General features: G+C 70.6%; 9 protein-coding genes. 7 read left to right on the top strand and 2 right to left on the bottom strand.

The window, feature by feature from the left end:
• The first annotated feature begins 316 nt into the window (after positions 1 to 316).
• Positions 317 to 2,791 (top strand): heavy metal translocating P-type ATPase, encoded by a 2,475-nt coding sequence (locus EPO51_RS25285; protein WP_293356522.1) that lies wholly within the window; start codon positions 317 to 319, stop codon positions 2,789 to 2,791.
• A 24-nt stretch (positions 2,792 to 2,815) separates the two neighbouring features.
• Here the strand turns inward: EPO51_RS25285 and EPO51_RS25280 are convergent, their stop codons facing one another.
• Positions 2,816 to 3,730 carry a copper resistance protein B gene (locus EPO51_RS25280; RefSeq protein WP_363201403.1) on the bottom strand — a complete coding sequence of 305 codons (915 nt, stop codon included), beginning with the start codon at positions 3,728 to 3,730 and terminating at the stop codon, positions 2,816 to 2,818.
• 191 nt (positions 3,731 to 3,921) lie between these two features.
• Positions 3,922 to 5,745: a copper resistance system multicopper oxidase gene (locus EPO51_RS25275; protein ID WP_293356516.1), complete on the bottom strand. Its 1,824-nt coding sequence runs from the start codon at positions 5,743 to 5,745 to the stop codon at positions 3,922 to 3,924.
• A gap of 190 nt (positions 5,746 to 5,935) precedes the next feature.
• On the opposite strand from EPO51_RS25275, the gene copC reads away from it, so the two are divergent.
• The 6 genes from copC to EPO51_RS25245 all read left to right on the top strand — a co-directional run bounded on the left by copC (position 5,936) and on the right by EPO51_RS25245 (position 13,570).
• Positions 5,936 to 6,298 carry a copper homeostasis periplasmic binding protein CopC gene (gene copC, locus EPO51_RS25270; RefSeq protein WP_293356513.1) on the top strand — a complete coding sequence of 121 codons (363 nt, stop codon included), beginning with the start codon at positions 5,936 to 5,938 and terminating at the stop codon, positions 6,296 to 6,298.
• Positions 6,299 to 6,302: 4 nt separating this feature from the next.
• Entirely contained in the window at positions 6,303 to 7,217 is a 915-nt protein-coding gene (copD, locus tag EPO51_RS25265) for a copper homeostasis membrane protein CopD (RefSeq protein ID WP_293356510.1), read from the top strand.
• A gap of 40 nt (positions 7,218 to 7,257) precedes the next feature.
• Positions 7,258 to 7,629, top strand: a complete 372-nt coding sequence (locus EPO51_RS25260; RefSeq protein ID WP_293356507.1) for a hypothetical protein — start codon at positions 7,258 to 7,260, stop codon at positions 7,627 to 7,629.
• A 78-nt stretch (positions 7,630 to 7,707) separates the two neighbouring features.
• On the top strand, positions 7,708 to 8,955 hold the full coding sequence (locus EPO51_RS25255; RefSeq protein WP_293356504.1) for a TolC family protein: 1,248 nt from the start codon (positions 7,708 to 7,710) through the stop codon (positions 8,953 to 8,955).
• Positions 8,952 to 10,412: an efflux RND transporter periplasmic adaptor subunit gene (locus tag EPO51_RS25250; protein WP_293356501.1), complete on the top strand. Its 1,461-nt coding sequence runs from the start codon at positions 8,952 to 8,954 to the stop codon at positions 10,410 to 10,412. Before EPO51_RS25255 ends, EPO51_RS25250 begins: the two co-directional genes overlap by 4 nt.
• On the top strand, positions 10,409 to 13,570 hold the full coding sequence (locus EPO51_RS25245) for an efflux RND transporter permease subunit (RefSeq protein ID WP_293356498.1): 3,162 nt from the start codon (positions 10,409 to 10,411) through the stop codon (positions 13,568 to 13,570). The genes EPO51_RS25250 and EPO51_RS25245 overlap by 4 nt, the downstream gene beginning before the upstream one ends.
• The last annotated feature ends 6 nt before the right edge of the window (positions 13,571 to 13,576 follow it).

The following is a 13,576-nucleotide window of genomic DNA, read 5'->3' as shown; positions in this document are numbered from 1 at the left end:
CCAGCGCGCGATAACTTGGCTATCTTCGAACGGCTTAAGAAAACGGGACTCCGGGCCCGGGCGCCCGCTTAACAGACATCACGCAACTTAGATGAACAGCCGGCGGCTCCGCCTGCTTCACCCTGAACGCGTGGACATGATGTCAAGCTCGCGCCCGCGTTGCAGTTCAGCGGGCAACACGCCGGCTCCAGACCTTCCCATTATTGGAAGCACTCAAGATGAAGCGCCCAGGACATGACGATGCGAAGGTTCCCTTGACCTTCCCATGATGGGAAACCCCATCTGGGGCGCGCGTTGACCTGCCGGAGACCGCGCCATGCCCGAGACCACCCTCATCCCGATCGAAGTTCCCGTGCTCGGGATGACCTGCGCGAGTTGCGTCGGCCACGTCGAACGCGCCATCGCCGCAGTCCCAGGGGTGGCGCGCGCGAGCGTCAACCTGGCGGCCGAGCGCGCCCATGTGGAATTGACGCCAACGGGCGATGCCGGCGCCGTCGCCGAGGCCATCCGGAAGGCCGGCTATGAGATCCTGACCGATGACGTGGAGCTGAACATCAGCGGCATGACCTGCGCCAGTTGCGTCGGTCGCGTCGAACGCGCTCTGGCCGACCATCCGGGTGTTCTGTCCGCCGAGGTCAACCTCGCCACCGAGCGAGCCCGGGTCCGGCGGCTTGAGGGCGGCGCCGACGTCGCAGCTCTCGTCCGCGCCGTGGCGGCAGTCGGCTACGGCGCCGAGCTTGTCGGCGCCCGCACCACGGACATGGCCGACCGCGAGCGCGAAGCCCGGGCCGCCGAAATCTCCGGTCTGAAGCGGGCGGTGACGATCGCGGCCTTCGCGACCGCGCCCTTGTTCCTCATCGAGATGGCGCGCCACTTCGTCCCTGGGGCCCACCATTGGCTTGCCGCGACGATCGGGGAACAGCCCTGGCGGCTGATCAGTCTGGTCCTGGCCACTCTGGTGCTCGTCGGTCCGGGATGGCGCTTCTACCGCAAGGGCGTTCCCAACCTGCTGCGCCGGACTCCGGACATGAATTCCCTGGTGGTGCTGGGCGCGACCGCCGCCTTCGCCTACTCGGTCGTGGCGACCTTTGCCCCGACGCTGCTGCCGGACGGCGCGAACCAAGTCTACTACGAAGCGGCGGCGGTGATCGTAAGCCTGATCCTGCTCGGCCGACTGTTCGAGGCCCAGGCCAAGGGCCGCACCAGCGAGGCGATCCGCCGGCTGATGACGCTGCAGGGGAAGACCGCTCGCGTCCTTCGGGACGGGCGGGAGATCGAGGTGCCGATCGGCGAGGTCTCCGTCGGCGACGTGGTCGATGTCCGCCCGGGCGAGCGGCTCCCCGTTGACGGCGAGGTCGTTGAAGGCGGCTCTTTCGTCGACGAGTCGATGATCACCGGCGAGCCGATCCCCACCGAGAAACGCCCCGGCGACGCGGTGGTCGGCGGCACCGTCAACAAGACCGGCGCTTTTCGTTTCCGCGCCACCAAGGTGGGCGGCGACACCCTGCTGGCCCAGATCGTCCGCATGGTGGAGACGGCCCAGGGGGCCAAGCTGCCGATCCAGGCCACCGTCGACCGCATCACCGGCTGGTTCGTGCCGGCCGTGATCGTGGCAGCGCTCGCGACCTTCGCCGCCTGGCTCGCTTTCGGGCCGAGCCCGGCACTGGGCTTCGCCCTGGTCAATGCGGTGGCCGTGCTGATCATCGCCTGCCCCTGCGCCATGGGCCTGGCTACACCCACCTCGATCATGGTGGGAACCGGGAAGGCCGCTGAGCTCGGTGTCCTGTTCCGCAAGGGCGAAGCCCTGCAGGCGCTCGCCGACGTCCGCGTCGTCGCCTTTGACAAGACCGGCACGCTCACGCTCGGTCGGCCTGTGCTCACTGACCTGACGGCCGCTGGCCGCTTTGCGGCCGACGAAGCGCTGCGGCTCGCCGCCGGAGTCGAGAGTCGTTCTGAGCACCCGATCGCGACGGCGATCGTCGCGGCGGCCGACGAGAAGGGCCTTGGCGTTGCGCGCGTCGAGGGGTTCGAAGCCGTGCCCGGCTTCGGCGCCCAGGCTCTCGTTGATGGGATGCTCGTGCAGGTGGGCGCGGACCGGTTCATGGCCCGGCTCGGCATCCCCATCGACGCGCTCGTCGCCGAAGCGGGCCGCTTGGCGGCAGAGGCCAAGACGCCGCTGTTCGTGGCTGTCGACGGCGAGCTGGCCGCCATCATCGCGGTGTCCGACCCGATCAAACCGACAACTCCGGCGGCCCTGGCCGCACTGCACGCGGCCGGCGTCAAGGTCGCGATGATCACCGGCGACAACGCTGGGACCGCCCGCGCCGTGGCCGACGCGCTCGGCCTCGACGAGGTGGTCGCCGAAGTGCTTCCCGACGGCAAGGTCGCGGCGTTGAAGGACCTCGAGGCCCGCTTCGGTCGCGCCGCGTTCGTCGGCGACGGCGTCAACGACGCCCCGGCGCTCGCCGCCGCCCATGTCGGCGTCGCCATGGGCGCGGGCACGGATATCGCCATCGAGAGCGCCGACGTGGTGCTGATGCGCGGCGACCTGCGCGGCGTCGCCACCGCCCTCAGCCTGTCGCGAGCGACCCTCGCCAACATCCGCCAGAACCTCGCCTGGGCCTTCGGCTACAATGTCCTGCTGATCCCCGTGGCCGCCGGCGTCCTCTGTCCGGCGTTCGGATGGCAGCTCTCGCCGATGATCGCGGCTGGGGCCATGGCGCTTTCCAGCGTCAGCGTGCTGGCCAACGCGCTTCGGCTGCGCGGCTTCCGAGGCCCCGCCATGGCCTGAGGCCGGCCGAGGCGGCGCCTGGCGTCAGAACCAGGCGCGCAGTCCGACCACGGCGCGCACATCCTCGGCGTCCTCGCCCTCGGCCCTCGCGAAGTCCGCGGTGTCGCCGAACTTCCGCGACCAGACGACCCCGACATAGGGCGCGAACTCGCGGCGGACCTCGTAGCGCAGGCGCAGGCCCAGCTCCGCGTCGGACAGTCCGGCGCCGATGCCGCGTCGCGCATCGTCCTGCGCCGCGAAATTGAGCTCGCCGCGGGGCTGCAGCACAAGGCGCTGGGTCAGCCGGAAGTCTGTGCTGCCCTCCAATCGCGCGGAGACATGGCCCTTCTGCGACAGGAACAGGGCGCCCGCGGCTTCCACCCATCCGGGCATCAAGGTCTCGAAACCGACCGTCGCGTAGGTCCTTGACGGCCCAGGCTTGAAGTCGTGGCGTAGGCCCGCCTGGAAGTCCGTGTAAACCCCAACGGGGCGGGAATAGAGCGCCTGCGCCTCGACGTCTTTGACTCCATGGCCGCGCGTCCCCTCGCCTTCCGTCTTCAGCACCAGGCGATGCTCGTCGCTCCCGAACCAGGCCTCGCCCTCCCAACGATAGCCGCGATCTCCGAGACCCGCCTCGGCGAGGTTGATCATCACCTGCGAGGCGCGGGCGCCGCCGTGCTCGTTGCGCAGCACCTGGCGCGCGCGCTCCATGCTCTGCGCGCCAAAGACCGCGTCGGCGAGCGCTACGCCCGGCGGTGGCGGCGGTGGCGCATCGCCTACGGGCAGGTCCGCGCCGGTCTGGGTCGCCATCGGCATCTGGTGGCCGGCGTGGGGGTCCGCGGCGCCTGGCCCGGGCGTGGCGGCCGGCATCTGGTGACCGGCGTGCGGATCGGCAGGCGCCGCCCCCGGCATGGCGTGGCCGGCATGAGGATCGGGAGTCGCAACCTTGGCCGCGGGCATGGCGTGCCCTGCGTGCGGATCGACCGCCGAGGTCGCCGGAGTCCGGGCCGCAGGTGCGGTTGCGGGTTTAGCCGCAGGCTTGGCTGCGGGTTTGGCCGCCGGCATGGCGTGGCCGGCGTGCGGATCCGGGGTTTGGGCGAAGGCCGGAGACCCAAGTGCCGCTGGGATGAGGGCCACGAGAAGCAACCGGTTCATGCGGCGGCTCCGTCGCTGGGCCGAACCGCGAACACCTGAAACATGCCGGCGTGCATGTGGTAGAGCATGTGGCAGTGGAAGGCCCAGTCGCCAGCCTCCCCGGTGACGTCGAAGGCCACCTTTCCTCCCGGCAGGACATTGACCGTGTGCTTGCGCGGCATGTGCCCCACAGGCCCATGGACGAGCTCGAAGAAGTGGCCGTGCAGGTGGATCGGGTGGGTCATCATCGTGTCGTTGACCAACGTCACCCGCACCCGCTCGCCGGCCCGCAGGGTGTAGGGTTTCGGCTTCTCGCTGAACTTGCGTCCGTCGAAGCCCCACATGAACCGTTCCATGTTGCCGGTGAGGCGAATTTCCATCGCCCGTGACGGCGCTCGCGTGTCGGGGTTCGGCTCAAGCGCGATCAGGTCCTTGTAGACCAGCACCCGGTGGCCGACGCTTTCCAACCCCTGCCCCGGCTCGCCCGTGCGGTCCATCGGCGAGGGGGCGATCGTCTGCACCCCCGGACCAAGCTTCACCTGCGGCGCATTGAGGCCGTCACGCATGGACATCTCCATGCCGCCCATGTCGCCCATGGCGTCGGACCCACGCACTCGCGGCGGCGCCATGCCCGGCGCGACGCCCGCGGCCCCATGTCCCATCGCCGCGTGGTCCATCCCGGGCATGGCGACAACTCCCCCCGCCGCACCGCCGCCGTGCATGGACGACATGTCCATGCCCATGTCCTTCATCGTGCCGAGCGGCCGCGCTCGAAGCGGCGGAACCTCGGCGGTCATCCCCATGCGGGGCGCCAGGGTCGCCCGGCCCATGCCGGACCGGTCCACCGCCTCCGAGACGACGGTGAAGGCCCGGTCCTCGGTCGGCTGGACGATGACATCGTAGGTCTCGGCGTTGCCGATCTGGAACTCGTCCACCTCGACCGGACGCACGTTTTGGCCGTCCGACGCCACTACCGTCAGCTTCAAGCCGGGAATGCGGACGTTGAAGATGGTCTGCGCCCCGGCGTTGATGAACCGCAGCCGCACCCGCTCGCCGGGCGCGAACAAGCCCGTCCAGTTGTCGTTCGGACCGTGGCCATTGATCAGGAACTTGTAGACCGCGCCCGTGACGTCGGAGATGTCGGTGGGGTCCATGAGCATCTTCGCCCACTCCAGCCGCTCCTGCAGCGTCTGGTCCTTCCCGGCCAGCAAGCCGGCGATCGTCTGCTTCTGGTAATTGAAGATCCCACCCTGCTGCTTGAGCTTCTTGAAGATCGCGTGTGGGTGCAGGAAGCTGAAGTCCGACAGCACCACCACGTGCTCCCGGTCATAGGCCACGGGGTCGGGCCCTGCGGGATCAATGACGATCGGTCCATAGTGCCCCTCCTGCTCCTGCAGGCCGGAATGGCTGTGATACCAGTAGGTGCCGCTCTGCCGGATCGGGAACTCGTAGACGAAGGTCTGGCCGGGCGGGATGCCGGGAAAGCTCACGCCCGGCACGCCGTCCATCTCGAACGGCACCAGGAGGCCATGCCAGTGGATCGAGGTCTCCTCGTCCAGAGTGTTGGTCACGTGCAGGCGCACGGTCTGGCCTTCCTTCAGCCGGATCAGTGGCGCCGGCACCGTGCCGTTGATGGTCACGGCGTGACCGGTGCGGCCGTCCACTTTCAGGGCGCTATGGCCGATGGTCAGCTTGATGTCCTCGCCGGAGAGCGTGGGCAGGGTCGAGAGACCCGGCGTGGCGCTCTGCGCCCAACCGGGGAACAGCGCGCCAGCGGCCAGGCCGCCGCCGATCAGGCCCGCGCCGCGCAAGAGGTGGCGGCGGCTGACATCATTCTGCATCGTGGATCCCGGACAGAGGTCGGCTGCGCCCGCGAGGCGCGCAGCAAGCTTGCCCTCGTATACGCATCGCCCTGCCCACGCCCCTCACGCAAAACGCGCCGAGACGCGGCGACCGCGGCGCCTGAGGGATTGCGGTCCTGCGGCGCGTATCCATGACAAACGCCCCCAGAGGGGCGCGAGGAGATCACCGATGAATCGTACCGCTTGCGCGGCCCTGGCCGCCTTCGCCCTGGCCGCCACCGGCACGTCCGCCTGGGCGCATGCCAAGCTCGTGAGTTCGACCCCCGCCAACGCCGCAACGGTCGTCGCCCCGAAGCAGATCGTGCTCAAGTTCAACGAGACGCTGCAGGCGAAGCTCTCCGGCGCCGAAGTGGTGATGCCCGGCATGAACAACATGCCGGTGGCCGCGAAGGCCAGCGTCGCCAAGGACGGCCTGACCCTGATCGTAACGCCGGCCGCGCCGCTCGCGCCCGGCGCCTACGCCGTCAAGTGGCACGCCGTGACCGCCGACACCCATCGCATGCAAGGCAAGGTCGACTTCACCGTCCGCTGACGCCATGGACATCCTGGTCGTCGTCGCCCGGCTGGCGCAGTTCGCCGCCGGCGCCATCCTGTTCGGGACGCCCTTGTTCCTGATCTACGGATACCGGGGCGCGCCCGCGTTGGCGCTGCCCTGGCCCCGGCGGCTCTGGGGCGCCAGCGCCGCGGTGCTCGCGCTCGGCGCGCTCGTCTCGCTCCTCGCCCAGACCGCGGTAATGGCCGGCGAGCCCGCCGCAGCGTTCGACCGCGAGATGCTGGCGATCGTGGTCGGGGAGACGGCGTTTGGTGCGGCGATCCTCGTTCGCGTAGCCGCCGCCGTGCTCGCCTTGGCCTTCGTGCTTCGCGTGCCGGCCGGCCGCGGCCTTTGGGGGATGTCGAGCGGCCTGGGCGCGGTCGCGCTCGCCAGCTTTGCCTGGACCGGACATGGGGCGGCCGAGCCGGGTCCGGCCGGCGCGATCCATGCCGCCGCGGACGTTCTCCATCTCCTGGCCGCCGGCGTCTGGTTGGGCGCCCTGATGGCCCTGGCGCTGCTCCTTTCGACGCGGCGGACCCCTGAGCCCGACCTGCCCGCGACCCACGCGGCTTTGGCGCGCTTTTCTGGTATCGGGTCGCTGGTCGTCGCGGCGCTGATCCTGACCGGGCTGGTCAACAGCTGGTTCCTGGTCGGACCGACCCGGATCTTCGCCATGACGGACTTTGCCTACGGCTGGCTCCTGCTCATCAAGCTTGCCCTCTTCGTGGGGATGCTGGGCATGGCGGCATCGAACCGCTTTCACCTGACGCCGGCCTTGAACGCGGCCCTCGCGCGCGGCCAGCCCGGGCTTGCCCTAGCCGAGTTGCGCCGCAGTATCACGATGGAGGCTTTGGCCGGGTTGGCGGTGCTGGGCCTGGTCAGCGTACTGGGCGTGCTTGCCCCCGTCTCCGCCCAGTAGCCCGGTGACGGCGCGACGGACAACGGCTAGGGTTCTCCGGATGCCTCGGCTCCTCGCCCTCCTCGGCGTGCTCGCCCTTCTCGTGGCTCCGTTGAACGCGGGCGCGGCGCAGCGCGCCTGCACGCATTTGGACATGGACCCGTCCGGCCAGATGCTGTCGCCCGAAGCGCATGCAGCCCCGGCCGTCGGCGACATGGCGGACATGCAATGCTGCGATCCGCATGGCGCGAAGCGCAGCGACGCGTGCATCGCGGCCTGCGTGGTCATGGCGGGCGTGGTCGCGGACCTGCCGCAACCGTTCTCCCTTCCGACGCCGACCGTCACGGGGTCGCGCTTCGAGATCGCCGTGGACCAGGCGGCGCGCCCGCATCCCCCGCCGGGCGTAAAGCGACCTCCAAGACCGATCGCCTGAAGCCGCTGCCGGGCCGCCATGCGCGCCCGGCCATTGCTGTCGCGCGCCCGCGCGGCGGCCGCACTCAGGAACATCATCATGCCCTGCTCCCGGCGCGCCCGTGCGCGCCTTCTCCTCAGCCTTTCGGCCTGGGCGGCCGCCGCGGCGTCGCACGCCGAGCCGCTGACCTATGCCGCCGCCCTCGATCTCGCCGCTCGGTCCGCGCCCAGCCTGCAGGCCAGTGCGGTCAAGGTCGACGCTGCCCGCGCCGCGAGCCGGGCCGCAGGCCGCTTGCCCGACCCCAGGCTCAGTGTCGGGATCGACAACTTCCCGATCTCCGGCCCGCCATCGGGACGCTTCGACGCGGACGACATGACCATGTCCCGCATCGGCGTCATGCAGGACGTGCCCAACGCGGCGCGGCGCCGCGCCGAGGTGGCGGGAGCCACCGCGACGATCGCTGTCGCTCAGGCCGAAGGCGCCGAGACGCAACGCCGTGTGCGTGTCGCCACCGCGCTTGCGTGGATCGACCTCGCCTACGCCGAGCGTCGCCTCGGGACTTTGGATCAACTCGTTGGCGGCTTGAAGGATCTCTGGGCCGCCCAGCCGCCCAGCATCGCCTCCGGCGCCTCGCGGCCAGCCGCAGGCCTCGAACCCAAGCGGCTGCAGGCCCTCTTCGCCGACCGGCGGAGCGAACTGGTCGCGGCCGCCCAGAAGGCGCGCGCCGAGCTCGTCCGGTGGACCGACGATCCGGCGCCGACGACCTCGGGCGAGGCGCCGCATTATGAGATCGACCCCGGGGCCCTGCACGCGGCCCTTGAGCGTCACCCGAGCCTGCTGACCGCCGAGGCGACGGAGCGAAGAGCCGCGGCCGACGTCGACGGCGCCCGCGCCGCCAGGCGTCCCGACTGGGGGGTCGAAGTCTCCTACGGCCGTCGCGACCCGATGTTCGGAGACATGGTTTCGGCCGGCGTCACTATGAGCCTGCCGATTTTCAGGGCGACACGGCAAGAGCCGCTAGTCGCCGCCCGCCTGGCCGACCGCAACCGCGCACGGATCGAGCGCGAAGCGCGCCGGCGAGATCTGCTGGCGGAGCTCGACGGGGGCCTGGCCGATCACCGGATGCACCACGACCAATGGCGCCGGTCCGTCGAGGTGCTCGTGCCCACCGCCGAGCAGCGCGCGCATCTCGAGCTCGCGAGCTATGCCGCCGGCCGCGCGGGCTTCGATGAGGTGCGCATGGCGCTGACCGATCTCGCCGACGCCAAACTCGAAGCGCTCGCGCGCGAGGCGATGGCCGCCCGCGACGGCGCGAGCCTCGTCCTGACCTACGGGAGCGACCAATGACCCGCCGCCAGACCCTGATCCTGTCGGCTGTCGGCCTCGCCGCGGCCGTCGCCCTGGGCTTCGGCCTCGGCCGCGTGACGGACGACCCGGCGGGCGGGCGCGCGTCGACCGCGCAGGCCGACCGCAAGGTGCTCTACTGGTACGACCCGATGGTTCCGGCGCAGCACTTCGACAAGCCGGGCAAGTCGCCGTTCATGGACATGCAGCTGCAGCCCAAGTACGCCGACACGGCGCCGACCGGCGGCGGCCTGCAGATCGATCCCGCCAGGGTCCAGGCCCTCGGCCTGCGCACCGCGACGGTGACGCGCGGGACGCTGCCGAGCGACATCACCGCCACCGGCGTCATCGACTTCAACGAACGCGACTTTGCGGTCGTCCAGGCCCGGGCCGCGGGCTTCGTGCAGCGGGTCCACGGCCGCGCACCCGGCGATATGGTGCGGGCCGGAGCACCGCTCGCCGACCTGCTGGTCCCCGAATGGGCGGGCGCCCAGGGCGAGTTCCTCGCTGTGCGCCGCACGGGCGACCCGGCGCTGACCCAGGCCGCTCGCCAGCGCCTGCAGTTGCTCGGCATGTCGGCGGCGCTGATCGAGTCCGTCGCGCGCAGCGGTCAGGTCCGCAACGTCGTCACCGTGACCACGCCCTCTGCGGGGGTGATCAAGACGCTGGCTGTGCGGAACGGCATGACGGTCGCCGCCGGGCAGACGCTGGCGGAGATCAATGGGCTGTCGCGTGTCTGGTTGAACGCCGCCGTGCCGGAGGCCCTCGCCGGCCAGGTCGGGTCGGGGGAGGCGGTCTCCGCGACGCTCGCCGCCTACCCGGGGGAGACCTTCAGCGGACGGGTGAGCGCGGTCCTGCCGGAGGCTCAGGCCGAGAGCCGGACGCTGACGGTTCGCGTCGAGTTGCCGAATCCCGGCGGGCGCCTGCGGCCCGGGATGTTCGCCAAGGTCCAGTTCGGCGGCCGGCCGCAGCCGGCGCTGCTCGTGCCCTCGGAGGCGGTGATCCGCACCGGCCGGCGCACCCTCGTCATGCTGGCGCTGTCCGGCGGCCGCTACGAGCCCGCCGAGATCCGCCCGGGGCGCGAGGCCGGCGGTTGGACCGAGGTGCTCGCCGGCCTTTCGGACGGTGAGACGGTGGTCGCCTCCGGCCAGTTCCTGCTCGACAGCGAAGCCAGCCTCTCCGGGGTCCCGGCGCGGCCCCTGGCGCCCCGTGGCCCGGTCGCGGCCGCGCCAACGCTCTACGAGAGCGTCGGGCGGATCGAGCAGATCGCTGACGGAGCCATCACCCTGTCCCACGAGCCGGTCCCCGCAATCCAGTGGCCAGCGATGACCATGACGTTCCGCCTCGCCGACCCGGCGCTCGCGCGCGGGCTGTCGTCCGGCCAGCAGGTGCGTTTCGCGTTCGAGCAGACGCCGGGCGGCCCCCTGGTCCGCCGCATCCGTCCGGCGGCCGCCCGATGATCGCCGCCCTCATCCGCGCCTCGGTGCGGGGCCGCTGGCTCGTCCTGCTCGCCGCCCTCGCGCTCTTGGTCGCTGGCGGGCTCGCGCTGCGGTCGACGCCCGTCGACGCCATCCCCGACCTGTCGGACGTGCAGGTGGTGATCCGCACGACCTGGCCCGGCCAGGCCCCGCAGATCGTCGAGAACCAGGTCACCTATCCGCTGACCACCACCATGCTCTCCGTGCCGGGCGCGAAGACCGTGCGCGGCTACTCGTTTTTCGGCGACAGCTTCGTCTACGTCCTGTTCGAGGACGGCACCGACCTCTACTGGGCCCGCTCACGGGTGCTGGAATACCTCAGCCAGGCGCAGAGTCGGCTGCCGGCCGGAACCCGGCCGGCGCTCGGCCCGGACGCCACGGGCGTTGGCTGGATCTACGAGTACGCCCTCGTCGATCGCAGCGGCCGCCACGACCTCTCGCAACTGCGCGCGCTGCAGGACTGGTTCCTACGCTACGAGCTGAAGACCGTGCCGGGCGTGGCCGAGGTCGCCACCATCGGCGGCATGGTCAAGCAATACCAGGTGGTGCTCGACCCGGTGAAGCTCGCCGCCTACGGGGTCACCCACCAGCAGGTCGTGGCGGCGATCCGCCGGGCCAATGCCGAAGCCGGTGGCTCGGTGCTGGAGATGGGCGAGGCCGAGTACATCGTCCGCGCCTCGGGCTACCTGAAGACCCTCGACGACTTCCGCATCATTCCGCTGCGGACCGCCGCCGGCGGCGTTCCCGTCAGGCTGGGCGACGTCGCGACGATCCAGCTTGGCCCGGAGATGCGGCGCGGCATTGCAGAACTGAACGGCCAGGGCGAGGTCGTCGGCGGGGTCGTGATCCTGCGTTCGGGGAAGAACGCGCGGGCGACGCTCGGTGAGGTGAAGGAGAAGATCGCGGAGCTGAAGCGCAGTCTGCCGCCTGGCGTCGAGATCGTGACCACCTACGACCGCGCCCAGCTGATCGACCGCGCGATCGCCAACCTGCGCCAGAAACTGGTGGAGGAGTTCATCGTCGTGGGCCTCGTCTGTGCGCTGTTCCTCTGGCACGCCCGTTCCGCGCTGGTGGCCATCCTCACCCTGCCGCTCGGGGTGCTCTTTGCCCTGCTGGTGATGCGGCTGCAGGGGGTGGACGCCAACATCATATCGCTGGGGGGCATCGCCATCGCCATCGGGGCGATGGTCGATGCCGCCGTGGTGATGATCGAGAACGCCCACAAGCGGCTGGAACGCTGGGACCGCGAGCATCCGGGTCAGGAGCTGACCGGCGAGACCCGCTGGCGGGTGATCACCGACGCCGCGGCCGAGGTCGGCCCGGCCTTGTTCCTCAGCCTGGTGATCATCACCCTGTCATTCGTGCCGGTGTTCGCGCTGCAGGCACAGGAAGGCCGCCTCTTCTCGCCGCTGGCCTTCACCAAGAGCTACGCCATGGCGGGCGCCGCAATCCTGTCGGTGACCCTGGTCCCCGTCCTGATGGGCTTCCTGATCCGGGGCCGCATCCCCGCCGAGGACGCCAACCCGGTGAACCGCTGGCTCACGCGCGCCTACCGGCCGGCGATCGATTGGGTGCTGGAAAAGCCGCGGACAGTCCTCGTCGTGGCCCTATTGATCTTCGCCACCACGGCCTGGCCTCTCAGCCGGCTGGGCGGGGAGTTCATCCCGCCGATGGACGAAGGCGACCTGCTCTACATGCCCTCCGCCCTGCCGGGGATTTCGGCGGCCAAGGCCTCAGAACTGCTGCAGCAGACCGACCGGCTGATCATGACCGTGCCCGAGGTGAAGTCGGTGTTCGGCAAGGCCGGACGGGCGGAGACCGCCACCGATCCCGCGCAGCTCGAGATGTTCGAGACCACCATCCAGCTGAAACCGCGCCACCAGTGGCGGCCCGGCATGACGCCGGAGAAACTGACCGAGGAGCTGGACCGGGTGGTCAAGGTCCCGGGCCTGGCCAATGTCTGGGTCCCGCCGATCCGCAACCGCATCGACATGCTGGCCACCGGCATCAAGAGCCCCATCGGGGTAAAGGTCTCGGGGGCCGATCTCGCCCAGCTCGACCGGGTCGCGGCCCAGGTGGAGGCGGCAGCGAAGGCGACGCCGGGCGTGTCGTCAGCGCTCGCAGAGCGGCTGACCGGCGGGCGTTATGTGGATGTGGACATCGATCGCGCCGCCGCCGCGCGGTTCGGCCTGAACGTCCTGGACGTGCAGGAGATTGTCTCCGGCGCCGTCGGGGGCGAGACCATCGGCGAGACGGTCGAAGGCGTCGCGCGCTATCCGATCAACGTGCGCTACCCGCGGGAACTGCGCGACAGCCTGGAAGGCCTGCGCCAGCTTCCCGTCCTGACACCCACGGGCCAGCAGATCACGCTGGGGACGGTAGCCAACCTCAGGATCGTCGACGGACCGCCCATGCTGAAGACCGAGAACGCGCGGCCGTCCACCTGGGTCTATGTCGATGTCCGCGGCCGCGACCTCAGCTCGGTGGTCACCGATCTGCGGCGGGTCGTGGCGCGGGATGTGAAACTTCCCCCGGGCGTGTCCATCGCCTACTCGGGCCAGTTCGAATATCTGCAGCGCGCCGCCGCGCGGCTGAAGCTGGTGGTCCCGGCGACGCTGGGCATCATCTTCCTGCTGCTTTATGCGACCTTCCGCCGTTGGGACGAGGCGGCCTTGATCATGGCGACGCTGCCGTTCGCCCTGACCGGCGGCATCTGGGCGCTCTACCTGCTGGGCTACCACCAGTCCGTCGCGACAGGCGTCGGCTTCATCGCCCTGGCCGGGGTCGCCGCCGAGTTCGGAGTGGTGATGCTGATCTACCTGAAGCAGGCGCTGGCCGACCGGGGGCCGAACCCCAGCCCGGAGGAGCTGACCGCGGCGATGCGCGAAGGGGCTCTTCTGCGGGTGCGGCCCAAGGCCATGACCGTGGCGGTGATCCTGGCCGGCCTTGCGCCCATCCTGGTCGGGCACGGCGCCGGATCCGAGGTGATGGGCCGCATCGCCGCTCCGATGATCGGGGGGATGCTTACGGCGCCCCTGCTCTCGATGCTGGTGATCCCGGCCGGCTACCTCCTGCTGCGGCGCCGCCGCTTCGGATCGCGGGAGGCCGCCGTTTCCGCCCGAGCAGGCGTACGCCCATGACGCGTG

The organism is Phenylobacterium sp. (assembly GCF_004297125.1).
In the GTDB taxonomy this organism is placed as follows: Bacteria; Pseudomonadota; Alphaproteobacteria; order Caulobacterales; family Caulobacteraceae; genus Phenylobacterium.
The sequence above is the reverse complement of the archived record's forward strand: the minus strand, read 5'-3'. Positions and strand labels throughout refer to the sequence as shown.

Excerpts from the sequence above, each read along its gene's own strand:
- EPO51_RS25275 (WP_293356516.1), bottom strand. The coding sequence starts at position 5,745 with ATGCAGAATGATGTCAGCCGCCGCCACCTCTTGCGCGGCGCGGGCCTG.
- EPO51_RS25260 (WP_293356507.1), top strand. The coding sequence starts at position 7,258 with ATGCCTCGGCTCCTCGCCCTCCTCGGCGTGCTCGCCCTTCTCGTGGCT.
- copC (WP_293356513.1), top strand. The coding sequence starts at position 5,936 with ATGAATCGTACCGCTTGCGCGGCCCTGGCCGCCTTCGCCCTGGCCGCC.
- EPO51_RS25280 (WP_363201403.1), bottom strand. The coding sequence starts at position 3,730 with ATGCCCGCGGCCAAGGTTGCGACTCCCGATCCTCATGCCGGCCACGCC.
- EPO51_RS25250 (WP_293356501.1), top strand. The coding sequence starts at position 8,952 with ATGACCCGCCGCCAGACCCTGATCCTGTCGGCTGTCGGCCTCGCCGCG.
- EPO51_RS25285 (WP_293356522.1), top strand. The coding sequence starts at position 317 with ATGCCCGAGACCACCCTCATCCCGATCGAAGTTCCCGTGCTCGGGATG.
- EPO51_RS25245 (WP_293356498.1), top strand. The coding sequence starts at position 10,409 with ATGATCGCCGCCCTCATCCGCGCCTCGGTGCGGGGCCGCTGGCTCGTC.
- copD (WP_293356510.1), top strand. The coding sequence starts at position 6,303 with ATGGACATCCTGGTCGTCGTCGCCCGGCTGGCGCAGTTCGCCGCCGGC.
- EPO51_RS25255 (WP_293356504.1), top strand. The coding sequence starts at position 7,708 with ATGCCCTGCTCCCGGCGCGCCCGTGCGCGCCTTCTCCTCAGCCTTTCG.